General features: G+C 61.9%; 24 protein-coding genes, 4 pseudogenes and 1 riboswitch. Of the genes and pseudogenes, 8 read left to right on the top strand and 20 right to left on the bottom strand.

Going from position 1 to position 22,502, the window contains the following annotated elements:
• From trbK-alt to NBE95_RS13995, 10 genes are all read right to left on the bottom strand, one after another.
• Window positions 1-288, bottom strand: a complete 288-nt coding sequence (trbK-alt, locus tag NBE95_RS14040) for a putative entry exclusion protein TrbK-alt (protein WP_143794968.1) — start codon at window positions 286-288, stop codon at window positions 1-3.
• 17 nt (window positions 289-305) lie between these two features.
• On the bottom strand, window positions 306-1,088 hold the full coding sequence (gene trbJ, locus NBE95_RS14035) for a P-type conjugative transfer protein TrbJ (RefSeq protein ID WP_143794969.1): 783 nt from the start codon (window positions 1,086-1,088) through the stop codon (window positions 306-308).
• Window positions 1,085-3,595, bottom strand: a complete 2,511-nt coding sequence (gene trbE, locus NBE95_RS14030; protein WP_143794970.1) for a conjugal transfer protein TrbE — start codon at window positions 3,593-3,595, stop codon at window positions 1,085-1,087. Before trbE ends, trbJ begins: the two co-directional genes overlap by 4 nt.
• Window positions 3,596-3,605: 10 nt before the next feature.
• Entirely contained in the window at window positions 3,606-3,887 is a 282-nt protein-coding gene (locus tag NBE95_RS14025) for a VirB3 family type IV secretion system protein (protein ID WP_035746452.1), read from the bottom strand.
• Window positions 3,887-4,216 (bottom strand): TrbC/VirB2 family protein, encoded by a 330-nt coding sequence (locus NBE95_RS14020; RefSeq protein ID WP_035746450.1) that lies wholly within the window; start codon window positions 4,214-4,216, stop codon window positions 3,887-3,889. Before NBE95_RS14020 ends, NBE95_RS14025 begins: the two co-directional genes overlap by 1 nt.
• Window positions 4,213-5,211, bottom strand: a complete 999-nt coding sequence (gene trbB, locus NBE95_RS14015; protein ID WP_035746447.1) for a P-type conjugative transfer ATPase TrbB — start codon at window positions 5,209-5,211, stop codon at window positions 4,213-4,215. The genes NBE95_RS14020 and trbB overlap by 4 nt, the downstream gene beginning before the upstream one ends.
• Window positions 5,212-5,615: 404 nt before the next feature.
• Window positions 5,616-7,532, bottom strand: coding sequence for an ATP-dependent helicase (locus NBE95_RS14010; RefSeq protein WP_035746445.1), 1,917 nt, complete (start codon window positions 7,530-7,532; stop codon window positions 5,616-5,618).
• Window positions 7,529-7,801, bottom strand: coding sequence for a hypothetical protein (locus tag NBE95_RS14005; RefSeq protein ID WP_035746443.1), 273 nt, complete (start codon window positions 7,799-7,801; stop codon window positions 7,529-7,531). The genes NBE95_RS14010 and NBE95_RS14005 overlap by 4 nt, the downstream gene beginning before the upstream one ends.
• Before the next feature lie 390 nt (window positions 7,802-8,191).
• The gene (locus tag NBE95_RS14000; RefSeq protein ID WP_164194636.1) at window positions 8,192-8,320 is read right to left on the bottom strand and encodes a multicopper oxidase domain-containing protein; all 129 of its coding nucleotides are present in this window, start codon (window positions 8,318-8,320) and stop codon (window positions 8,192-8,194) included.
• A gap of 56 nt (window positions 8,321-8,376) precedes the next feature.
• On the bottom strand, window positions 8,377-8,721 hold the full coding sequence (locus tag NBE95_RS13995; RefSeq protein ID WP_035746440.1) for a metalloregulator ArsR/SmtB family transcription factor: 345 nt from the start codon (window positions 8,719-8,721) through the stop codon (window positions 8,377-8,379).
• Between the two features lie 56 nt (window positions 8,722-8,777).
• Between NBE95_RS13995 and NBE95_RS13990 the strand changes: the two genes are divergently transcribed.
• The 4 genes from NBE95_RS13990 (at window position 8,778) to NBE95_RS13975 (ending at window position 11,374) form a co-directional block, all read left to right on the top strand.
• On the top strand, window positions 8,778-9,632 hold the full coding sequence (locus NBE95_RS13990; RefSeq protein WP_036708216.1) for a cation transporter: 855 nt from the start codon (window positions 8,778-8,780) through the stop codon (window positions 9,630-9,632).
• Window positions 9,629-10,129, top strand: coding sequence for a signal peptidase II (gene lspA, locus NBE95_RS13985; protein WP_009807499.1), 501 nt, complete (start codon window positions 9,629-9,631; stop codon window positions 10,127-10,129). The genes NBE95_RS13990 and lspA overlap by 4 nt, the downstream gene beginning before the upstream one ends.
• Before the next feature lie 3 nt (window positions 10,130-10,132).
• Entirely contained in the window at window positions 10,133-10,627 is a 495-nt protein-coding gene (locus tag NBE95_RS13980; RefSeq protein WP_289894896.1) for a hypothetical protein, read from the top strand.
• A 198-nt stretch (window positions 10,628-10,825) separates the two neighbouring features.
• On the top strand, window positions 10,826-11,374 hold the full coding sequence (locus tag NBE95_RS13975) for a cytochrome P450 (protein WP_289894895.1): 549 nt from the start codon (window positions 10,826-10,828) through the stop codon (window positions 11,372-11,374).
• Here the strand turns inward: NBE95_RS13975 and NBE95_RS13970 are convergent.
• Window positions 11,358-12,017: a cation transporter gene (locus NBE95_RS13970; RefSeq protein ID WP_082379096.1), complete on the bottom strand. Its 660-nt coding sequence runs from the start codon at window positions 12,015-12,017 to the stop codon at window positions 11,358-11,360. The two genes, NBE95_RS13975 and NBE95_RS13970, sit on opposite strands and share 17 nt — an antisense overlap.
• A 336-nt stretch (window positions 12,018-12,353) precedes the next feature.
• On the opposite strand from NBE95_RS13970, the pseudogene NBE95_RS13965 reads away from it, so the two are divergent.
• Window positions 12,354-12,821 (top strand): annotated as a pseudogene (locus tag NBE95_RS13965) (transposase); the annotation flags it as partial.
• Between the two features lie 196 nt (window positions 12,822-13,017).
• Here NBE95_RS13965 and NBE95_RS13960 read toward each other — a convergent pair.
• From NBE95_RS13960 to phnC, 6 genes and pseudogenes are all read right to left on the bottom strand, one after another.
• Window positions 13,018-13,677 (bottom strand): annotated as a pseudogene (locus NBE95_RS13960) (phosphomethylpyrimidine synthase ThiC); the annotation flags it as partial.
• Window positions 13,678-13,757: 80 nt separating this feature from the next.
• Window positions 13,758-13,877, bottom strand: a riboswitch (TPP riboswitch).
• 816 nt (window positions 13,878-14,693) lie between these two features.
• Entirely contained in the window at window positions 14,694-15,644 is a 951-nt protein-coding gene (locus tag NBE95_RS13955) for a LysR family transcriptional regulator (RefSeq protein ID WP_289894894.1), read from the bottom strand.
• Window positions 15,622-16,620, bottom strand: a complete 999-nt coding sequence (locus NBE95_RS13950) for a phosphonate dehydrogenase (RefSeq protein ID WP_043133108.1) — start codon at window positions 16,618-16,620, stop codon at window positions 15,622-15,624. Before NBE95_RS13950 ends, NBE95_RS13955 begins: the two co-directional genes overlap by 23 nt.
• A 21-nt stretch (window positions 16,621-16,641) precedes the next feature.
• Complete coding sequence (gene phnE, locus NBE95_RS13945; protein WP_036744163.1) at window positions 16,642-17,448, bottom strand: phosphonate ABC transporter, permease protein PhnE; 807 nt, start codon at window positions 17,446-17,448, stop codon at window positions 16,642-16,644.
• 67 nt (window positions 17,449-17,515) lie between these two features.
• Complete coding sequence (phnD, locus tag NBE95_RS13940) at window positions 17,516-18,364, bottom strand: phosphate/phosphite/phosphonate ABC transporter substrate-binding protein (RefSeq protein ID WP_043133111.1); 849 nt, start codon at window positions 18,362-18,364, stop codon at window positions 17,516-17,518.
• The gene (gene phnC / locus NBE95_RS13935) at window positions 18,361-19,176 is read right to left on the bottom strand and encodes a phosphonate ABC transporter ATP-binding protein (RefSeq protein WP_081969499.1); all 816 of its coding nucleotides are present in this window, start codon (window positions 19,174-19,176) and stop codon (window positions 18,361-18,363) included. Before phnC ends, phnD begins: the two co-directional genes overlap by 4 nt.
• A gap of 97 nt (window positions 19,177-19,273) precedes the next feature.
• On the opposite strand from phnC, the gene NBE95_RS13930 reads away from it, so the two are divergent.
• A complete protein-coding gene (locus NBE95_RS13930; RefSeq protein WP_156113563.1) occupies window positions 19,274-19,423 on the top strand; it encodes a hypothetical protein in 150 nt (49 codons plus the stop codon).
• A gap of 268 nt (window positions 19,424-19,691) precedes the next feature.
• Here the strand turns inward: NBE95_RS13930 and NBE95_RS13925 are convergent, their stop codons facing one another.
• The 3 genes from NBE95_RS13925 to NBE95_RS13915 are packed head-to-tail and all read right to left on the bottom strand — an operon-like array spanning window position 19,692 to window position 21,989.
• The gene (locus tag NBE95_RS13925; RefSeq protein ID WP_035746780.1) at window positions 19,692-21,191 is read right to left on the bottom strand and encodes an IS66 family transposase; all 1,500 of its coding nucleotides are present in this window, start codon (window positions 21,189-21,191) and stop codon (window positions 19,692-19,694) included.
• A gap of 58 nt (window positions 21,192-21,249) precedes the next feature.
• Complete coding sequence (gene tnpB / locus NBE95_RS13920; protein WP_035746778.1) at window positions 21,250-21,597, bottom strand: IS66 family insertion sequence element accessory protein TnpB; 348 nt, start codon at window positions 21,595-21,597, stop codon at window positions 21,250-21,252.
• Window positions 21,594-21,989, bottom strand: coding sequence for a transposase (locus tag NBE95_RS13915; RefSeq protein WP_080620470.1), 396 nt, complete (start codon window positions 21,987-21,989; stop codon window positions 21,594-21,596). Before NBE95_RS13915 ends, tnpB begins: the two co-directional genes overlap by 4 nt.
• Window positions 21,990-22,038: 49 nt before the next feature.
• Here NBE95_RS13915 and NBE95_RS13910 point away from each other — a divergent pair.
• Together NBE95_RS13910 and NBE95_RS13905 are read left to right on the top strand one after the other, a co-directional pair.
• Window positions 22,039-22,296: pseudogene (locus tag NBE95_RS13910) on the top strand (Tn3 family transposase); the annotation flags it as partial.
• A 34-nt stretch (window positions 22,297-22,330) separates the two neighbouring features.
• Window positions 22,331-22,501: pseudogene (locus NBE95_RS13905) on the top strand (IS481 family transposase); the annotation flags it as partial.
• Between the last annotated feature and the right edge of the window lies 1 nt (window position 22,502).

Raw genomic sequence — 22,502 nt, 5'->3', positions numbered from 1 at the left:
TTATCGCCCCTCATCCGGGCCAGGCGTCGACGGCGCGGGTGTCCGGCCGAGAAACCGGTCGCGGGTCTCGGCCCAGATGCCCAGGCAGGCGGCATCATTGGCTGCCGCCTCTCCCATCTCCTGACAGCGGCGCTGCCCTTCGCGCAGGGGATCGACCTGACGCGAAAGCGCAGGAGCGGAAGGTGCTGGCGCGGGGGCTTCCTCGCGGGTCATCTCGATGATCGCCGCGGTGATCGCGACGGCGACGAACACGATGGCGGCAATCCGGACCAGCACCTTCCCTTCCATGATCTGCCCTCCCCGGCTCAGTTGAACATCTGCGCGTTGCCGGGCTGGTAGCCCGAACCCGGGTTGAGGAACCGCTCGCGCTGGATGCGGCCCTGCTCGGCGGCGGTCGCGCGTTCGGCCTCCGTGAGGGCCTCGGCCCGGCCATTGGCCGAGATGACCGCGATCAGGTCGGAAAGCTGCTGCGACTGGAGGGCGAGAAGCTGGTTGCCGGCCTGAGTGGCCTGAAGCGCGCCGGTCGCGCCCTGGCTTTCGCCGACGAGCGCGGACATCTCAGCCCGGTTAGTGTCGATGTTACCGACGACACCGGCCTGCACCCGCATGGCGTCCTGAAGACCCCCAACGGTATTCTCCCAGCGGGACCGGGCATCGGCGATGAGCTGCTGGTCGGTGGTTGCGAGAGAGAGATTGCCGTAATCCTGCTGGAACATCTGGTCGATGTTCTGCACGTCGAAGGCGATATTCTGGGCCTGTCCGAGAAGCTGCTGGGTGCGCTGGACGTTCTGCTGAAGCGCCTGAAGCGAACTGTAGGGCAGGCTCGCAAGGTTGCGGGCCTGGTTGATCAGCATCTGCGCCTCGTTCTGGAGCGAGGTGATCTGGTTGTTGATCTGCTCCAGCGTGCGGGCGGCGGTCAGCAGGTTCTCGGCATGGTTGGTCGGGTCGTAGACGATCCTGCCGAACCCGCCAAAGAAGGCGTGGGCCGGCGTCGTGAACACCGGGGCCAGCGCCAGCGGTGCGGCAAGCGCCAGGGCAAGCGCCGAAGTGCTGACCATTCGGGTGAACCGGGGAATTGCGCGCGTCATGGTGTAATCTCCTCTTCATCCAGGATGAGTTCGATTTCGCCGACGTCAGCGACTGTCGGCGGCGGGATTTCGTTTTCGGTTACGAGATTGGTGAGGTCAGGGATGAGATCGGCGGCCCATTCGACGCCGCGTGCGTGAAGCCAGGCGGAGAGGAACCCGTCGCGGCCATGTTCGGCAAGGATCTCGTTTATCAGCGTCTGATCGGATTTGGCCGATGCGGCGCAGAGCGCCAATCCGACTTCCGACAAGCCAAGGTCGAACAAGCGGTTGCCGCGCCGCGACTGGCAGTAGTAGTCCCGCTTGGGCGTGGCCCGCGCGAGGATTTCGATCTGCCTGTCGTTGAGGCCGAAGCGGCGATAGATCGCCGTGATCTGCGGCTCGATGGCGCGCTCGTTCGGCAAGAGGAGCCGCGTCGGGCAGCTTTCGATGATCGCCGGCGCGATGGCGGAATTATCAATGTCGGACAGCGACTGCGTGGCGAAGATGACACTGGCGTTCTTCTTGCGCAGGGTCTTGAGCCACTCCCTGAGCTGGTCTGCAAACCCTTCGTCATCGAGCGCCAGCCAGCCCTCGTCGATAATCAGCAGCGTGGGCCGCCCGTCCAACCTGTCACCGATGCGATGGAACAGGTAGGACAGAACCGCCGGCGCTGCGCCGGTGCCGACCAGACCCTCGATCTCGAACGCCTGCACGTCGGCAGAGCCAAGATGCTCGGTCTCGGCATCGAGAAGGCGTCCATAGGGACCACCGACACAATAAGAGCGCAGCGCCTGTTTCAGGTCATTGGATTGCAGCAGCACGGCGAGGCCGGTGATGGTGCGCTCTCCGACCGGAGCGGACGCCAGCGAGGTCAGCGCCGTCCAGAGATGCTCCTTCACCTCGGGCGTGATCTGGATATTCTCGCGCATCAGGATTGCCACGATCCAATCGGCAGCCCAGGCCCGATCGGCAGTCTCGTGGATGCGGGCCAGCGGTTGCAGCGAAACAGACGTTTCGGAAGCGTCGGTCAGTTCGCCGCCGAGATCATGCCAATCACCCTGCATAGCGAGTGCGGAGGCACGGATGGAGCCGCCGAAATCGAAGGCGAAGACCTGTGAGCGCGCGTAGCGGCGGAACTGTAAGGCCATCAGCGCCAGCAGCACCGACTTGCCGGCGCCGGTCGGTCCGACGACGAGTGTATGGCCCACGTCGCCGACATGAAGGGACAGCCGGAACGGGGTCGATCCTTCGGTCCTGCCGTAAAGCAGCGGGGGTGCGCCAAAGTGATCGTCCCGTTCCGGCCCCGCCCACACGGCGGACGAAGGGACCATGTGGGCAAGGTTGAGCGTCGAGACCGGGGGCTGGCGGACATTGGCATAGGCATGTCCAGGCAGGCTGCCGAGCCAGGCGTCGACGGCATTGACCGTCTCGACCATGACGCTGAAATCGCGGGACTGGATGATCTTCTCGACCAGCCGCAGCTTTTCGTCGGCGCGGCGGGCGTCCTCGCCCCAGACGGTGACGGTCGCCGTGACATAGGCCATGCCGGCCATGTCGGCGCCGAGTTCCTGCAACGCCATATCCGCGTCGGCGGCCTTGTTCGCGGCATCGGTGTCCACGAGCGCGGATTGCTCGTTGGTCATCACCTCCTTGATGATCGCCGCGATGCTCTTGCGCTTGGCGAACCATTGCCGGCGGATTTTGGTCAGCAGCCGGGTCGCGTCGGTCTTGTCCATGAGGATGGCGCGGGTGGACCATCGGTAGGGAAAGGCCAGCCGGTTCATCTCGTCGAGGAGGCCGGGGGTGGTCGTGCCGGGAAAGCCGGTGATCGTCAGCACCCGGAGATGCGACAAGCCCAGGCGCGGCTCCAGCCCGCCGGTCAGCGGCTGATCGGCCAGCAGAGCGTCGAGATACATCGGCACTTCCGGCACGCGGACGCGATGCCGATTGGTCGAGATGGTGGAATGGAGGTAGGTCAGCGTGCCGGCGTCATCGAGCCAGCTACATTCCGGCATGAAGCCGTCGAGCAGCGCCAGCACGCGGTCGGTGCGGTCGATGAAGCCGCGCACCAGCTCCCACGGGTTCACGCCCGAGGTCTCGCGGCCCTCGTAAAGCCAGGACTCCGATCGTGCGGCATCTTCGGCGGGCGGGAGCCAGAGGAAGGTCAGGAAGTAACCGGAGACGAAATGGCTGCCCTCTTCCTCGAAATCGGCCTTGCGCTCGGCATCGACCAATGCCGAGGCGGGATCGGGGAAGCGGTCCGCAGGATAGGTTGCGGCCTCCGAACGCTGTGCTTCCACGAAAATGGCCCAGCCAGAGCCGAGACGGCGGAAGGCGTTGTTCAGCCGTCCCGCGACCGCAACCAGTTCGGCCGCGACGGCGGAATCCAGATCGGGGCCACGAAACTTCGCCGTCCGCTGAAACGAGCCATCCTTGTTGAGGACAACTCCCTCCCCGACCAGCGCCACCCAGGGCAGATAATCGGCCAGGCGGGAAGCGGTGCGGCGGTATTCTGCGAGATTCATCATGGATCAAACCTCACACCGAGAGATGGCCGGGGATGCGCAGATGGCGGCGCGCGACCTCGACGAAGAGCGGATCGCGCTTGGCGGCCCAGACGGCGGCGATGTGACCGACCGCCCAGATCAGGATGCCGGCGAGCCAGAGCTGGAGGCCGAGGCCGACTGCCCCGGCCAGCGTGCCGTTCAGGATCGCGACGGATCGCGGCGCCCCACCGAGCAGGATCGGCTCGGTCAGGGCGCGGTGGACCGGGACAGCGAAGCCCGGCACCGCGTCGAGCGCCTCGAAACTCACGGCCATCAGACCAGCGCTCCGCCGCCGAAGCTGAAGAACGAGAGGAAGAAGGAGCTGGCGGCGAAGGCGATGGAGATGCCGAAGACGATCTGGATCAGTCGCCTGAAGCCGCCGCCGGTGTCGCCGAAAGCCAACGTCAGGCCTGTGACGATGATGATAATCACCGCCACGATTTTCGCCACCGGCCCTTCGACGGATTCGAGGATGGATTGCAACGGCGCTTCCCAGGGCATCGAAGAGCCGGAGGCAAAGGCCGGGGATGTCATCAGGCTCACCCAGGCGAAGGCGGCGGCGGTTGCGATATGGTGACGGATGCGGAAGGCGCGACGGATCATGCAGGTTCTCCAGTGTTGCGAGTGGTGCCGGGTTCTGAAAAGGCGGGGAAAATCCGGTAGTCGCCGTCGGGACCGAGACCATCGACGCGGGCGAGTTCGACAAGCCGCCGTGCGGAACCGCGACCGGCAAGGACGGCCACGAGGTCGATGGTTTCGGCGATCATGGCGCGCGGGACGGTGACGACGGCTTCCTGGATCAATTGTTCGAGGCGGCGAAGCGCGCCGATGCCGGAACCGGCATGGATGGTGCCGATCCCTCCGGGGTGCCCGGTGCCCCAGGCTTTGAGGAGATCGAGCGCCTCGGCGCCACGCACCTCACCGATCGGAATACGGTCGGGACGCAGCCGCAGCGAGGAACGGACCAGATCGGACAGAGTGGCAACGCCATCCTTGGTCCGCATGGCGACAAGGTTGGGTGCCGCGCATTGCAGCTCGCGGGTGTCCTCGATGATGACGACGCGATCCTGCGTCTTGGCCACCTCGGCCAGCAGCGCATTGGTCAGCGTGGTCTTGCCGGTGGACGTGCCACCGGCGACGAGGATGTTCGCACGCGACTGGACGGCGGCGCGGAGCGTTTCCGCTTGACCGGCGGACATGATGCCGGCCGCCACGTAGTCGTCGAGTGTGAAGACCGTGACGGCGGGCTTGCGGATGGCGAAGGCGGGTGCGGCGACGACCGGCGGCAGCAGGCCCTCGAAGCGCTCGCCGGTCTCCGGCAGTTCGGCCGAGACGCGGGGGCTGCGGGCATGCACTTCCACACCGACATGGTGGGCGACCAGCCGCACGATGCGCTCACCATCGGCAGCCGACAGTATCTCGCCCGTATCGGCCAGTCCCTCGGACAGCCGGTCCACCCAGATCCGGCCATCGGGGTTCAGCATGACCTCGACGACCGACGGGTCTTGCAGCAGGGCTGAGATGGCAGGCCCGAGCGCCGTTCGGAGCATGCGCGCGCCGCGGTCCACCGTTGCCTGATTGTGGTTGATGCCTGCCATCTCGTCCCCGTTCCACCGGGGAGGCGAGAGTTCCCCGGATGGGGATGACTAAAAGAGACCCCAAAGCGGCCGTTTCAACAAGTTTCGACCGTCGTAGTAGTGTGGCGTGCAAATACAGGAGAATGGCGGTGATGCTACTCAGGGCCAAGGCGGCGCGGCGCGGGGGAGTCGCTCAACACAAGCCGGCTGATTCGATGAACATTGCGACCTTGCGGACCAAGTTGCCGTTCGCTGCTGAGGCGCGGTAATCGGCTGCACTGCAGCAAGCTCGACCAGCAGGGGCGAAAAGGCGGGCTTTCGCTGCTTCTGCGCCGGAGGCGTGGTGCAATGACGGGGGCGGACATTCGTGGGTTCGTCATCAGTGTCCAGCAGGCCAACCACTTGGTGCTGGACTGATCAGAGCTTCATTGCGCTGGTTGATCGGGCAACACGAAACCCATCTCGCGTAGAAAACGTGACGGTTGCTTGTTCCATCCCCGATAGTTGTCTGCATAGGAGAGGCAGAGCCACTCTCGCGCACGCGTGATAGCCACGAAGCAGTTGCGCCGCTCCTCTTCCATTTCAGCGCTGTTCTCGCCCGCCTTCAGGCTTTGAAAGCTCGGCAAGATGTCCTCCGCCAGTCCGACCACATAAACATGATCGAACTCCTTCCCCTTGGCGCCGTGGATCGTCATAAGGGTCACGGTATTGCTGCCGACTGGGGCTTCCTTTGAGCGGATGGCCAGTTCCTGGAGAAACTGTTCAAGTGGCGCATCGCGGCCGATGGTTTTGCCGATACTTCTCACAAGATCGGACCAAGCCGCCCGGTCTTCTGCAATGTCACTGGCTTCATCGTCCTGCGCCGGGATCATGGCGAGGACTGCGTCAACAAACTGCCTGAACCGCGCGGGCTCCTTTGCGAAGGTTGCAGCTACATCGACGAGAGCGTTGCCATTGACATCATCACCCAGTCCGGCTTTGACCGCTACCGCCCATTCATCGAGCAGGGAGCGTTCCGTCAATTCGGTGGCGGTGATGATGAGATCGACACGGGCGTCAGTGCCAAACCAACGATTGAAAGCGCCGGTCAGGGTTTCCAGCGCACGCCGATCAAGCGGGCGCAGCGCTTGGCGAAGTACGGCAGTGAGCCACAGGAACTGAGGTGATCGGAAATCATCGCGGCGCTGAGAAATGACCGCACTGACCTGCTTCTGCGTCAGCGCGGATTGAAGCTTTTCTAGCATGTAGCGCGTACGGGCCAGTACCGCGACTTCACCCCATCGAGCGCGGTCGATTTTGGCGATGCCTTCCGCAATCGACGCGGCTTCCACCTCGTCGGTGGAATAGCGTAGGACGCGGATGTGCTGTTCATCGCGATATTTCAGCGAGGTCTTGCCCGCCTCCAGCGGCTGCTTGGCGGCCGTGCGTTGCAGATTATGGACCACAAGATGGTTCGCGGCGGCAACAATTGCGGGCGGACAACGGTAGTTTGTGGGAAGCTGCAGTTCCTGCGGGGAAAAGTCGGCTCGGAACCGCTGGATCTGTTGGTAGCTCGCGCCGTTCCACTGGTAGATGATCTGGTCATCGTCGGCGACGGCGAAGACATTCCTGAAATCCTTGCCGGCGAGCGCGCGGATTAGTCGGTACTGCCCATCGGTAGTGTCCTGAAACTCGTCGAACATCCAGTAGGCATAGGTCTTGCGATAGCGTCCGGCGATGCCGGGGAAGTCTGTGACAAGGCGATAGGCCTGGGCGATGAGCGAACCAAAATCTAGGGCATTGGCTTGGGTGAGCGCCGCCTCGTATGCGGTGTATACCTGCTCCACCCGTGCGCCATCGGACGGATCACGAAAGTATCGGGCCGAGCCTGTCGGTTGGATAAGCTGCGACTTAAGCTTGTCAATGGTAGACAGAAGCCGAACGTCGTTTTGGCTCAGGCCCGCCTGTTTGATCGCGTCGCGCAAAATTTCCTGGCGATCGACGTCGAGCGAGTAGATTGCAAAATCAGGGTTGATGCCAATGTGGGAGCCGTGCTGCTGCAGCATCTGCATGCAGAAGGAGTGAAAGGTCCCGATCAGAGCGCGCCGTTCCTGTTCAGGTACCAATGCAGTGACGCGCGCGGACATTTCGTCAGCCGCCTTGTTGGTGAAGGTCAGAGCCAGCACGCGGAACGAACGATCGGGCGTATCGGCAAGCAGCTTGGCCACCCGCGTCGTCAGGACGCGGGTCTTGCCGGAGCCGGGGCCGGCGAGAACGAACATCGGGCCATCGCGCCAAGCGACAGCGATACTTTGTGCTTCGGTCAGTTCTGACAATGCCACGTTGAGGGCGGTATCGGTCATGTTAGGCCTCTCAATGCCAAGATTGCATTGCGGAATGATGCAGGCATGCGCTGCGCCAGCGCCGGGTTCTCGGCGCACTGTTTTGCGAGGACGGCTGCGTAGCCGCTCTTGTCGTTCTCGAGTGCCGCAATCAATGTCGCATCGTCAAAATCCGCTGCTCCTACGTTTCCAAAAGAGACAAGAATTGCTTTCAGTTCGTTTTGCAGTCCATCTGCTATGAGCTGCTGTTCGAGATAACCGGCCGGCAACGAGAAGGTGCGGCGAGCCATTTCCTCGGCGGAAAACTTTCGTGCGGTGATCCTGGCGATGTAGCCGAGCCCGGCGGCATCTCCATCGACGACGGCAAGCCAAGGATAACCGAGCGCTCTTGCAAGTACCGCAAATATCTACCGTGTGCCTTCGGTCAACAACCTTGCGGATTATACCGAGCTGCCGTTCATGCTTGGCGCGGCGAAGGTCGGTAGCGAGCCCTTTTTGACGAATGCTGCCGAGCGACTGGACGGCCGCTTCGGCGGACCCGCAGCTTAGCGAGGTGTTCTCCGTTCGGGTCTAGACATACTCCGTAATGCGTTTCAACAAGGCGACACCGGCACCTGATAGAACGCCGCAAGAAGACGTAAGCTCTTGACGACGCCCGGTGTCGAGCGGGTGGGGTCCTGTTATGTGACCGTAAACTGCCCCATCATGCCCGCATCCTCGTGTTCGAGGATGTGGCAGTGATACATGAATGGTGTCTCTTCCGAAGCCAGCTTGTCGAACCTCAGCAGGATTCCGGTCGGACCCTGCACACGGACAACATCTTTCCAACCGATCTGCGCCGAGTCGACCGGCCGTCCGTTCTGACTCACGCCTCACGATAATTGTCACACGCCTCAACACCCTTTGCGACCACGTCGAGAAGTGCGTCCACATCGTTCAGAAGGACCGTGATGCGCGGGTTGCTGATACGGTAACGGATGAAGCGCCCTTCGCGGTCGCTGGCGACAAGCCCGCAGTCCAGCAGGCACCTCAGATGGTTGGAGACGTTGGGTTGCGATAGTTCGGTCCGCTCGACGATCTCGTGAACGGCCAATGGCTCGTTGCAAAGTGCACCGAGGATGGCCAGGCGGCTCGGGTCCGCGAAGCCGCGGAACAGCTTCGCCCGTCGCTCGATGGTTGCGCTCTTGCGGTCATCGACCAATTGCGCCATATCACTCCTCGCTGATATGTTGTTCTTCGATTCATCCTAGCAGGAATAGCGCGACCATGGCCAACACCGAAAATGCCGGATCGACGGCAGATGTCCCGCCCGTCCGTTACCGGGTTTCCGGTATGGATTGCGCCAAGGATGCCGCGCAGATCGAGCGGGCGGCACAGGCAGCCGGGGTCGCGCCCGGCGATGTGAAAGTGTCGGCCGCGACGCACATCATGACACTGACTGCACCCGAAGTGCGCCTGCCGGACATCGAAAAGGCAGTCGCGGTGACAGGCTATGGCTTCGACCGGATCGAGGGCGATGAAGACATTCCGCCGAATCCCGCCCATCAGGACCCGGCCTACCGCCGTGCCCTCTGGATCGTCGTGATCCTGAACGTGGGATACGGGGTCCTCGAAATGATCGGCGGTTTCATTTCCGGATCGCAGGCCGTGAAGGCCGATGCGCTCGATTTCATCGGCGACGGCGCGATCACCTTCCTTGGCCTGCTGGCCATCGGCTGGAGCCTCGCCTGGCGGGCACGGTCGGCCTTGATCCAAGGCATCTTCCTCGGCCTGCTCGGCCTTGGCGTCCTCGGCACGACCATCGTGCGAGTCTTCGAACGGACGACGCCGGATGCAGGTCTAATGGGCCTGCTTGGCATGATCGCCCTTGTCGTCAACGTCATCTCCGTTCTGCCGCTGCTGCGGTTCCGCAAGGGCGACGCGAACATGCGGGCCGTCTGGCTATTCTCGCGCAACGACGCCATCGGCAATGCGGCGGTTGTCGTTGCCGCCGGTCTCGTGGCGTGGCTGGGCAGCGCCTGGCCGGACCTCATCGTCGCCTTCGGCATCGCCGGACTGTTCCTGCACTCGTCTTGGGCAATCATCCGCGATGCGCGGGCCGATCTGAAGGCAGCGGCATGAACAGCCGCGTTCTGGGCGGGCTCTGCGCGATCGCGGCGTTCGGCCTCGATCAGGGTACCAAGGCGCTTGCGCTGAACACACCGGCGCTTGAGCGCGGCGTCGAGGTTCTACCCTTTCTCAATCTCGTGCGGGTTCTGAACGATGGAGTCAGCTTCGGTATGCTGGGCGGGATCGTGCCTTGGTGGGGTCTCATCGCGCTTGCTGGCGTGATCGTGGCATGGCTGCTGATCTGGTTGTGGCGCGCGCCGGACAGGCTGACGGCTGCCGCTCTCGGTCTGATCATCGGCGGCGCGCTCGGCAATGTCCTCGACCGGCTGCGTTATCAGGCCGTCCCGGATTTTCTGGATTTCCATTACGGAACATACCACTGGCCGTCCTTCAATCTTGCGGATGTGGCGATTTTCTGCGGTGCGGCCCTGCTGTTCTGGGACAGCTTCCGCTCGGCGCAGAACAAGCCCGAACGTAACCACCGAGAAGAAAACGTTACGGGGAAATAATCGATGTCCAGCATTCCATCCGCAAAGGGCATCGACAGCACGCTTGCCCTGCTGCGCAACCCATATGAGTTCATTCCGGACACATGCCGCGATCTTGAGGGCGACCTGTTCGAGACCCGCATCCTCTTTCAAAAGACGATCTGCATGACTGGTGCCGCAGCTGCGGAGGTCTTCTATTCCGAGGATGGGCTCGTGCGCGCAGGCTCGATGCCGAAGCGTATCCAGAGAACCCTGCTCGGCGAAAAGGGCATCCAGGGGCTCGATGGCGAGGCCCACCGTCATCGGAAGCGGATGTTTATGTCACTCATGGCGTCGGAGCGGATCGAAGCTCTCGAAAACACGACGCGGGACCTGTTGGACCGCTACGCACGGGACTGGCAAGCGGCGGAGAAGGTCGTTCTCTACGACGAAGTGCGCGAAATCCTCACCAGAGCTGCTGCGCCTGGTCGGGCGTGCCGCTTCCCGAAGCGGAGGTCGAGACGCGGACGGCGCAGATGACGGCGCTCTTCCAAGACGCCGGGGCGGTCGGCTGGAAGCACTGGGGTGCGCGTCTGGCGCGGCATCGCGCAGAGCGTTGGACAGCCGGGATTATTGAACGGCTGCGCGACGGAAGCCTTCAGACAGGACAGGAAAGCGCCGCCCATGTCGTCGCGACGTGGCGCGATCTGAATGGGGAGCTGCTCCAAGGTTGCCGCCGTGGAGCTTCTGAACGTAGTACGCCCGATCGTCGCCGTCTCTGCGTTCATCGCCCAGGCGGCGCATGCCCTGCATCGGCATCCCGAGTGGCGGCAAAAGCTGAAGGACGACGAGGGACAGCTCGAACCTTTCGTGCAAGAGGTCCGCCGTCTGTATCCGTTCTTTCCCGCGGTCGCGGCACGGGTGAAGAGTGATTTCGAGTGGCGCGGATATCGCTTTTCCAAAGGGTACAGGGTTCTGCTCGACCTCTACGGCACAAATACCGACGCTCGCTCGTGGGACGCGCCGCAAGAGTTCCGGCCCGAGCGGTTTCACGATCGGGAGGTCACCCCCTACGACTTCATTCCGCAGGGCGGTGGTGATCACCACAGGAACCACCGTTGTCCGGGCGAGTGGATCGCGATCAGCCAGATGAAGGCGTTTTGCAGTTTCTTCGTGAACGCCATCGACTACGAAGTGCCAGATCAGGATCTGGATCTGGAAACCGAAGAACTGCCGCCCATGCCTAAATCCCGGTTCATCATGCGCAACGTCAGGCGTCGGCAGTAGCGTCGGCCTCCTCCGGCTCGACCGACCGCGCATCCTTGGTGGCCTCAAACGCTTCCCACGCAACGTAGGGCACGATCAGAAGCGCCGCGACCGGGTCGGCCCACCACCAGCCCATCCATTGCGTCAGACCGATCCCGGCCAACACCACGATTGTCTGATACTGGCAGATCATGGTGTCCTTGGCATCGTACTTCAGGGCGGGCGCATCGAGCCGTTTGCCATAGCGATACTTGCCCCAGGCGAGGAACGGGTTGACCACGAGCGAAGCACCCAGAATCGCGATACCCCACCAGTTGAAGCCCGGCGCCTTCTGCGAAATGAAGGCGGAGACCGCCTCGTAGAGGATCGCCGCGACGACGATCCAGAAGGCACAGGCAACCACGTAGAGCGCGACCTTCTTGCGGTGCAGGACCGTGCGCTTGCCGGCACCGTCCTTCTCCCCCTTCAAGCGCCAGATCAGCGTCGCGGCTGAGGTGGCTTCGACCGTGCTGTCGAGACCCCAGCTTACCAGTGCCGCGCTGCCGGTCAGAAGTCCCACGGTGACGGATACGACGACCTCGATGATGTTGTAGACGAGGCTGGCGATCTCGACGCGGATGCCGCGCGTCAGATTGGCCTGCCGGTTATCTTTCTGACTACTCATAAGGGGTCGTTTGCGGGAGAGTGTGGAATCCTACGCTAAGCTGACTGCGGCCGTTCGCGCGGGGTGCAGCGAATGACCGGTTTGAGCCCAATTGACCGCGTTGATGTCGGGTGAGTTCGCCGTTTCAGCATGTGCTTGCCCGTCGCGATCGGCCCTGACCTGCCGTTCAGTCCCTTGCCGATCGCCGCGGTGCAGCTTCACTAGACCGGCCATTCGTCCATCGCGCAGCATCATCGGAGGATGAAGGTCGGCAGGGCGGAGATGGTGTTGAAAAACTCCGCTTGAGCGACGTCACTGGTGCTGATTCAATTCTCCTGAAGCATGGGAGAACTGGCGATGATGGGGCCGAGGCAGGTTTCGCAGGGCGCGCTGTTCTACGAGTTCACGATAGAAGACCATGTCCCGGCGGACCATCTGCTCAGGGGCATTGACCGCTTCGTTGATCTCGGAGACATGCGCCGTCATCTCGCCCCATTCTACAGCACGACTGGCCGCCCCTCGGTCGATCCGGAGCTGATGATACGGATGCTCATCGTGGGCTATGCCTTTGGCATTCGGTCGGAACGGCGTCTCTGTGAGGAAGTCCATCTCAACCTGGCATATCGATGGTTTTGCCGGCTCGATCTGACCGACGCGGTGCCCGACCACTCGACCTTCTCGAAGAACCGGCATGGCCGGTTCCGAGAGAGCGATCTGTTCCGGCGGCTCTTCGAGGCAGTGCTGGCGCGGTGCATCGTCGAGGGGCTCGTGGGCGGTGAGAGCTTTGGGGCGGACGCTTCGCTGATCAAGGCGGATGCCAGCCGCTACACCAAGGCCGAATACTCGCAATGGTCAGCGGAAGATGACGCCAGGAGAGTGTCAGATCTTCTGTGTATGAGCGATCCGGTCCATGCTTCTTCGAAAGGAAGCATGCATGACGATTTCCAAGGAACTGCTGGACGAACTGCTGAAGGGCGTGGAGCGCCCTGAGGACCTGCTCGGCGAGGCCGGGCTGATGAAAGGTTACCGCCGAATTGCCGATATTGGCGTTGATCTTGACCAGGAAATTGCGACCGATGATCATCGGCTCGGCTTCGGGATGGTTGATATTGGCCGGGATTACCGCCCGTCCGCGCGCCACCTCGTCGCGCACGAATTCGGGGGTGACGAAATCAGGGATGGCGGCGCCGAGGTTTTCGCCGTCGCGCACCATCATTTCTCGAATCGCGGTGCGGCCTAAATTCTCGCGGATCGCGACAAACTCCATTTCAGGTGTGACAATGCCCGCGCGGGCATAGGCAAGCTGGGTGACCGCTTTCCCGTTCCGCGCCCGCAAGGGGCGGTGGCGGATGGGAAACTCGGGTGTTAGCCGGTCGCCTGAGGCAAAACCGTTGTCCTCGGGCTTCACATGCCGCCCCTCGTAGGACTCCACGTCCCCACGCCTCATCGTCCAACCTTCCCTCAGGCGCGGAAGGCCGCGTTCGATCGCGATTTCGGCGGCCGGATCGGTATAGGGACCCGAGGAGTCATAGACCGTCACCGGCGGCTCGCCCGCGCTTGGATGCAAGGCGATCTCGCGCATGGGCACACGGATGTCGGGGTGCAGCACGCCCGGCCTGAACACCTTGACAGAGGCGGGCAGTGGTCCGGTGGTGACCGTCAAGGTTTCTTTAGATGTCATGTCGAGGCTCCTCGCGTCGCAGCATTGGAGACCCAGCACCGACGGGAAGGAATAGAATGCCCCACTGGTCGCATGCGACCGGCAAGGCATCCGCACCGTCCCTACGCCAGCATGAACTGGATCAGGTTCGTAGGGTCACTGCGCTGCCTTGCGGCCCAGCAGTATCTCAGCCCCTTGTCGGGACACCCCTGGTGAGGACGTAAGGATGCGCAGCGGTGCCTCTATTGTCAATCGTCCTGACCAAGCCGACGCTTTGATAATCCAAACAGTTAAAGTTCCCGGTGTCGTGCCATCCTGAAACCTGCAACAGCCCCTATGAGGGTTGGCCACTTGGTATCGTACATGTCAACAATACCGCGTCGTGGCGGGTGGAGGGACTGACTGCTTCGCCCGCTAACCAGCCGTCGCTTTACGGCTGGTCAAATCACACGACGCTAGTGTTTTACGTTGACAGGTCGAACCGTTGTCAAGGAACGATCGCTTGCGCGGCCCGAACCTTCCCACAGGATCTTGCTCACTGTCCTTCGCGCCATGATGCGCGTCCAGCTCGCGCGACCTGATGCACGGGTGCCGTGCTTGGATAGCTGCGGGCCATGAAGATCGAGGGCAAGCCGCGCGTGCGGCGCGGCTCCGGTTGATCCGAAGGTCAGGCCGGGGGATCGACGCGGCCGAGGGCCGCGCTCACCCCCGCCCTGCGGTTTATCCTTTTCGTTTTTCCGCCCAACAGACCTGCCCGAGCCGGTCAATCGGCAAGCGCCGCGCCCGTGGCGCGTCGGCTCCTGCGGGGGCCGTGTCCTCGCTGCGCTGCGGGCCGCACCACCCCCCGCCTCCGCCCGATTGACAGTCTCTGTAGATTCGCAAGATGATTTGCCGCGCCACGGTGCATGAACTTCGAAAAGCACCGACAACGTGTCAGGCATTCTTGCTTCATCTGCCACGCAATCTTGCCGCTACAAGGTCGCGGCCGCTGTTCGGCTGCGGTTCATACATCTCTTTCGAGGCCCCATGTCTGTCTTTCAGTTAGCTGCTTCGGCTGGTCGTGCAGCCTGCTGACATAGAACAGGCACCGTCTTGGCATTGAGGAGGATGCTAAGCGTCTCGGCTTCCGGGGAACCGTCCTCCATCTTTACAGGATGGACGGCCAAAATTGGCTTCTCCAAATCTACGCCCTTGATAGAAACTTCACAAAGTTGACCCGAAGCCAGTTCATCGAGAACCGTGCTTTTCATCACCAACGATACGCCTAGTCCCGCTCTGACCGCACGCTTCACCCCTTCAGTGCTTCCGGTTGTGTGGCTGATCGATAGCTGATCTGCTTTTTGACCGAAGGCACGGCGGAGAATAGTGCCCGTCCCGGTTCCACGCTCGCCTCCGATCAGCGACTCCGTGAAAAGTTCAGACGAGTATATCGAACCCTTGCTTGCCCACCGGTGATCCGGGGAAACAATCAAAATGAGCTTCTCGGTGCGCCACAGGCTGGCCTCGTATCCATTCCGGCCGTCCCACCACTCCATGAAAGCAAGATCAACTTCCTTTCTCTGGAGTTTTTCTAAGATCTCCAGGTTGGAGGCGATTACCAAGTTGGCAGAGCGCCCTTTGGCACCATGCAGGCGCTTCAGATGCTCCGGCATGAGGTAGATACCGATGTTGCTGCTCGCACCCAGTTGAATTTGTTCCATGTGCAAGCGGTCAAAGGCACGTGCAGAAACCGTCAGCAGGCTCTTGGCAAATGGCAAGAATATGGCTCCGTGCCGCGTCGGAACACAGCGATCGTTCCCTCTATCTACCAGTTGCACCCCTAGGATATCCTCAAGGCGCCTGACGCTGTTCGAAACCGTAGGCTGCGAGATTTGCAGCCGTCGCGATGCCGCACGAAAATTTCCCGTCTCGATGACTTCAACGAAGGCAGCGACATGAGACAGATGATACATGCAGGATACCTTGTTAGAGAACAGACGCGGGCTCATTGATAGCGGCTCGCGGTCTGCGGCCTTCAAGAAGATCAATGATGTTGTCAGCCGCCTCATGCTCGATCGCAAGGCGAGTCTTGGTAACCGCCGAGCCGATATGGGGTGTCAGCAAGGTGTCCGTGCGACGCTGCACCAAGCCAGGATGGACAGCTTCAGGTCGATCCGGCCGCGCCCAGTCCTCCATCTCGTAGACATCTGCGGCGTAACCCGCCAGATGTCCCGCCTCCAGCGCAGCCACCACGGCCCCTTCGTCCACAACGCTCCCACGTGATGGATTGATCAGAAGCGTCCCCTTCCGCATCTTCGCAACTTCCAGTGCGCCGAGCAGATGCTGCGTGTCGTTGGCGAGCGGAAGGGCACACACTACGAAATCCGAAGTGGAAAGAAGCCGTTCGAAATCCGTGAACGTAACCTTGAGCCTTTCTTCATCATCAGAACCGAGCTCGCGCCTGTCCCAATAGCTCGCTTGCGTTCCAAAGCCCGTGAGCCGTTCAGCAATGGACTTGCCGATCGCTCCCATGCCTAAGATGCCAACCGCTGCGCCCTTCAGGCCCACGCCGTAGAAACGCGGTCTCCACCCCTTGTAGCCAATTCTGACAGCTTCATCCCCCGGCAGGATGTGCCGCCCCAAGCCAATCATCAAGCCGATGGTCAGTTCTGCGGTCGGATCAGTCAGAAGATCGGACACGATGGAGACATGGACCCCTCGTGCCGTGCAGGCAGCAACATCAAAGTTGTCGAAACCCTTCAACGCGCAAGCTACAAGCCGCAGGCTAGGAGCGTGGCTCAGAACCGTAGCGTCGATCCGATCCGGCATGAAAGCCATCATCGCAGTCGCATCACTGAGTTCTGCCAAAAGCCTGTCATGCGCCCAAGTATCGTCCGACTCGTTGACGCTGACGCGGGCATAAGGCGCCAGCTTGGTCAGGATCTCGTCATGGACTTTGTGCGTGATAACGATCTTGGGCAACATGTCGCGCTCCCTGTTGTTGTTTTATTGAAGTTGGCGGCGAAGAAGAGCGCCGACCTGATCGACCACGGTGACCATCAGAAGAACGACCAGCATGATGGCAAGAACCTCCTGATAATTCATAATCCGAAGAGAGGTCATCAGCTCAAAGCCGATGCCGCCGGCTCCGACCGTGCCAAGGATGGTGGAGGCGCGGAAGTTATACTCCCAACGGTAGATCGTGACATCGGCCAGTTGAGGCAGGACTTGCGGCAGGATTGCGCGCGTGACGATCTGGAAGGGTGAAGCACCGGCGGCCCGCGCCGCCTCGATTGGCGCATTGTCACAATGCTCGATGGCTTCTGCAAAGAACTTTCCGACCATGCCAACGGAGTGAAGGCCTAGAGCAAGAACGCCGGGCAGAGCCCCGAAGCCTACCGCTGCAACGAAAACGATACCCATGATCAACTCAGGGATCGAGCGCAGGCCGTTCAGCAGGCCGCGGGCGATCATGTAGATAACGCGGTTTGGCGCTGTTTTTCGCGAAGCGCAAAAGCCAACGGGAAGCGAAATCAGAACCGCGATTGCCGTCCCGGCGATGCTCATGGCAAGAGTATCAACCAAGGGGCCGATCCACTCCATCCCACGGCTGAAATCGGGCGGAACCATTTCACTTCCCAACTGCCAAAGCGAAGGAAGGCCGGAACCAAGCCGCTCCAGATCAAGCAAGCCGGAGTGGTAGCTGCTGACAATGATGACGCCAGCGATGATCACCGCGATCACGGCAGCGCGCTTCCAAGCTCTACTTTGGCGCTGAAGGATGCTGTCGAAACTTTGGGAAAGCGCTGTCATTGACGTGCTCCTGAAAAGTGAGGCGCAGACTTCGCCTGCGCCCGCAATGAATGGCGGTTGATATGTCTTATTTGCTGAGGTCGAGGTTCAGCATCTTACCGAGATCCCGCACGACATCGTAAGCCTTGTCGTTGATCGGCGCGAAACCATCTGCCTTGAACGTCGCCAGCACTTCCTCATCGTTCAGGTTGATGAACGCGTCGGTGATGGCTTGCTTCAGGTTCGGATCGAGGTCAGAGCGCATCGTCCAAGGATACTGCGGAAACGGATCGGACTCTTCGAGCGCAACAACTTTCGCGGGGTCGATCGTGCCGCGAGCAACCATAGCGTTGAAGATGGGCAGCGAAAGACCACCAACCTGGGCATTGCCGTTTTGCACCGCCAGCGCCACGGCATCATGGGAGCCGACGTAGTTCTCACTGTAATCCGTCTCTGCTTCTAGACCCGCTTTAAGCAGCATGGATTTCGGGATCAGGTGGCTGGAAGTAGATGCCACGTCACCCCATGCCACATCGTGGCCGGCAGCATCCGCAATAGTCTCAATGCCGGCTTCAGCGTTGCCGATGACAACGGCGCGGTAAGTTGTCTCGCCGTCTTTCATCAGTGCCGCAAAGGGTTCGATCTCGGCCTTCGTCTTGGCCAACGTGTAGGAAAGCGGACCGAAATATGCGATTTCAAGCCGACCGAACCGCATCGCCTCGATCATCGAGGAGTAGTCGGTGGTCACGATCAGCTCGATGTCGCGGTCAAGAGTTTCTTCAAGATACTCTTCCAGCGGACGATTGTTTTTGATCACTGTGGCGGCGTTCTCGTCGGGCAACAGCGCCACGCGCAGAGTTTCTGGATTTGCCTCCGCATGCACTGCGGAGCCGCAGCCGAGAGCAGCGAGAACGACAACGGGGAGCAACTTCTTCATAGGGCGGCCTCCATGGCAGCAACAGGTTGTGGTTGGGAGTGGGATGAATGGTGATGCGCTTGCTGCGAACTCCGGCCTGAAGCTTCGCTGCGGTAGATCGAGGCGCACATCTGATCTGTCAGTTCATCAACGGACGCATCTGCGACTACAGAGCCATCACGCATGGCGATGACCCGATCACCAAAGCGCCTCGCCAAGTCGATCTGGTGCAGGCTGATGACAGCCGTTATGCCATCCGTCGTGCAAATGTGGCGGAGTTGCGAAAGGACTTCGACGGCTGTTTCCGGATCGAGGCTGGCCACAGGTTCGTCAGCCAGTATCAATCGGGGCTGCTGAACCAGAGCACGGGCGATGCCGACACGTTGCTGTTGGCCGCCCGACAACTGGTCAGCCCTCACCAAGGCTTTGTCGAGCAAGCCAACCCGAGCAAGACATTCCAGCCCAAGTTGCCGGTCAGAACGCGGAAGAGGAAAGAGGGTTCGAAAGGATGAGTGATAGCCCAAGCGACCGGTCATCACATTATCAAGCGCGCTCAAGCGCCCGATGAGCTGGTGCTGCTGGAAAATCATCCCGGTGCGCCTGCGGTGCACTCGGAGCGCCCGCTCTCCGTCCAGAGATCCAACGCCATCAGCGATAATCGAACCGGACGTAGGAGCAACTAAGCCGTTAAGGGTGCGGATGAGTGTGGATTTACCCGCGCCAGAGCGGCCCAAAAGGACGACAAACTGCCCCTGCGCGAGCTTCAGCGAGGTCGGTTTTAGAGCTTGTGTGCCATTCCCATAGGTCACGGCAACCCTGTTCAAAGCCAACATGATGATGCATCTTTCTAATCGTTCTGCGGTCGCGATAGGATGGGTCGATCACTAGGCGCGCAATATGACGACTACTTTTCAGGTGGATGACATAATCATGATCATGCACATCGATGCTTATGCTGCACTCTACCTAAAATCCTTGGAAGCGGACGCGGTGATCGCGGTTATGGCCGCGATCGCTGATCGGAAGGACAGCCGCGCCTCCGCTCCGCTCTGGCACGTCCGACACCTTTCCGTTTGCTAGGTCCGCCTGCCATCCGGCCGGCGCTCTGAACACGGGCTCTGGTGCCGCTGCGCGTCAGCCTCCACGGAGAAATCCGGTTCCTCCCGCGCCAGGGCGCGGGCCCCTCCCAATTTCACCGCTCCGGCCCCGTGTGTCAGATCACCGTCCGGCCGCAGGTCGGGCTGCGCCCACCCTGCTTTGCCCTTCGGATGACATGAGGTCATCCAAAGTGAAAAGCACGGATGGCTTCGCCACTCGGCGGATCAGAAGTAACCGTCCGGCGTGACCGCTATCCGTTCCAGCGCCACGGCATCAGGTCATCGACCTTGGTGATCTTGTAGTCGGGAATGCGGGCGAGAGTGTCAGCGAGCCAGGCGTGGGGATCGACGGCGTTGAGCTTGGCCGTTTCGATCAGGGTGTAGGCGATGGCAGCGGCGTTGCCGCCCGCCTCGGAGCCGACGAAGAGGTAGTTCTTCCGCCCGAGGGCGATGGCGCGCATGCCGCGTTCGGCGGTGTTGTTGTCCAACTCCAGGATGCCGTGGTCGAGGTAGGGGCGCAGGCGGTCCATTCGGGTCAGGGCATAGCGGATGGCGGCCGCGAGCGGGGATTTGCCCGAGATTTCCGTCAGTCTCATGGCCAGCCATCGCTGCAGATCGTCGAAGACCGGGGCGGCGTGAGCTTTGCGGAGTTCCGTGCGGCGGTCTGGCGGCGACCCTCGGGCTTCTTTCTCGACGGCGTAGAGCTGTGCGATCCGGCCGATGGCCTCTCCGGCGATCGGGGAGCCCTGCGACCGATGGATATCGACGAACTTTCGCCGGACATGGGCCATGCAGGCGACCTCGCGGATGGTGCCGGAGCGGTAGAGATCCTCGAACCCGGCATAACCGTCGGCGTGCATCCAGCCGCGGAAGCGGGCGAGGTGGTCCTTGGGATGCTGGCCCTTGCGGTCACCGGAGAAGCGATACCATGCCGCCGGTGGGGCCTGCCCGCCCCAAGGGCGTTCGTCGCGCGCATAGGTCCAGAGCCGGGCGGTCTGGGTCTTGCCGGTGCCGGGCGCCAGCATGCTGATCGGCGTGTCGTCGGCGAAGATCGCCTCGGCTGAGAAGACATGGCGCCCGATGGCGTCGGCCAGCGGCTCCAACAGGGCCGTGCTCTTGCCCACCCAGTCGGCCAGGGTGGACCGGTCCAGGTCGAGACCTTCGCGCTCGAAGATCTGGCTCTGGCGGTAGAGCGGAAGGTGGTCGGCATACTTGCTCACCAAGACATGGGCGAGGAGGCCCGGCCCCGGGCGACCGCGCTCGATCGGGCGCGAGGGCAGTGGGGACTGCACGAAGCGTTCACAGCACGAGCAGGTCAGCCGAGGGCGGACAAGCCGGTTCACGATGAACCGCCCGGGAACGTATTCCAGCTCTTCCGTCACATCTTCCCCGATCCGGCGCAGGCGCCCGCCGCAATCGGCACAGGCATCTGTGCTCGGTGTCAGCTCCACCTCCATTCGCGGGATGTGGTCCGGGATCGGACGACGCTTGGGTTTGTCCTTCTCCTCGATGTCCGGCAGCTTCATCCGCGCGGTCATCGCGGCGGCGGCGATCTCGCTGGTCTCAAGGGCCAGCTGCAACTGTTCCGCCGTCTCGGACGACGCACCAAACCGGTGCGCCCGGTGCCCGGCCAGCTGATGCCGGAGCTTCTCGATCAGGATCGCCTGGGCCTTCACCTCGGCCAGAAGCCGCGCGGTGAAGCTGCGCAGCTCCTCGGGGTCTTCCGGCAATGTCAGGGCCTGGGTGAGCATGCGGAAAGTTTATCCCACTGTATTACTTGTGGGAATCACTGATTGCAGGCGCCGTGGACTATCCCGCCGCCAGAGGCCGCCACGTCCGTTCCGGTGCCCGCCAGTCGATGCCTTCCAGCAGCATCGACAGTTGCGCAGGCGACAAAGCCACCTTGCCCTCCTTGGCCGAGGGCCAGACGAACCGACCCTTCTCCAGCCGCTTCATGAACATGCACGCGCCTTGGCCATCCCACCAGATCACCTTCACCAGATCGCCCCGACGGCCACGGAAGACGAACAGATGCCCGGCGAACGGGTCCTGCTTCAGCACCGCCTCGGCCTGCGCCGCCAGTGCCGTGAACCCCTTGCGCATGTCGGTGGCGCCCGCCGCCAGCCAGACCCGCGTGTTCGCCGGAACCGGGATCACGCCGTCACGCCCCGGATCAGCCGCGCCAGAGCCTCGGGATCATAGCTCCCGCTGATGCGCATCCGGTGCCCGCCCGCCAATTCGATCTCGATGTGGTTGTGGGCGGCAGGTGTTGCCCGGGCAGACCTGGTCTCCGCGACAATCTCCACAGGCAGAAAGCGCGCCTCCTCTGACGGGGGAAGAGCCGAGGCGGGGTCCGGCGCGTAACGGCGATCGCGCAGCCACTTGAAGATCAAGTTCGCATTCACCGCGTAGCGCCGCGCCACCTGGGCGACCGATACCCCCGGCGCCGCCGTCTGGAAGCAGATCGACCGCTTCTCCTCATCCGTCCAAAGCCGCTTCGTCCGACGCGCCACGTCATCACCACAGTGTCCACTATCAATGGTGGACACTATCCCGCACTCTCACACCGCGGCAGAGCGGTTAGACCGGACGGTTACCAACCTCGTCATCGCCGCCATCACGTTCTGGAACACGATCTACATGGATAAAGCCGCCGGCCATCTCGCGAAGTCCAGCCCCTTATACGATCCAGCCCTCCTGCCGCATACATCGCCGCTCGGATGGGAGCACATCATCCTGTCCGGCGACTTCGACTGGCATTCCGGAGCCGCTGAGCGCAAAATTGCACGACCGTTAAACATCAGGCCAAACCGAGACGAAAGCTCGCGATCGAGTTCGCTAATTGTTCTCACTTAGCGTGGTTCTACGAAGAAACCTTCCGACGGGGCCTGATCATCTGCAAACGCACCTCTCGGACTTCATGGCAGGATACAACTTCGCGCGCCGGCTCAAGACCCTCAACGGGCTCACACCCTACGAATACATCTGCAAGATCTGGACATCAGAGCCGGACAGATTCATCTTGAACCCGATCCACCAGATGCCGGGACTGAACACCTAGC

The organism is Paracoccus sp. TOH (assembly GCF_030388245.1).
GTDB lineage: Bacteria > Pseudomonadota > Alphaproteobacteria > Rhodobacterales > Rhodobacteraceae > Paracoccus > Paracoccus simplex.
The sequence above is the reverse complement of the archived record's forward strand: the minus strand, read 5'-3'. Positions and strand labels throughout refer to the sequence as shown.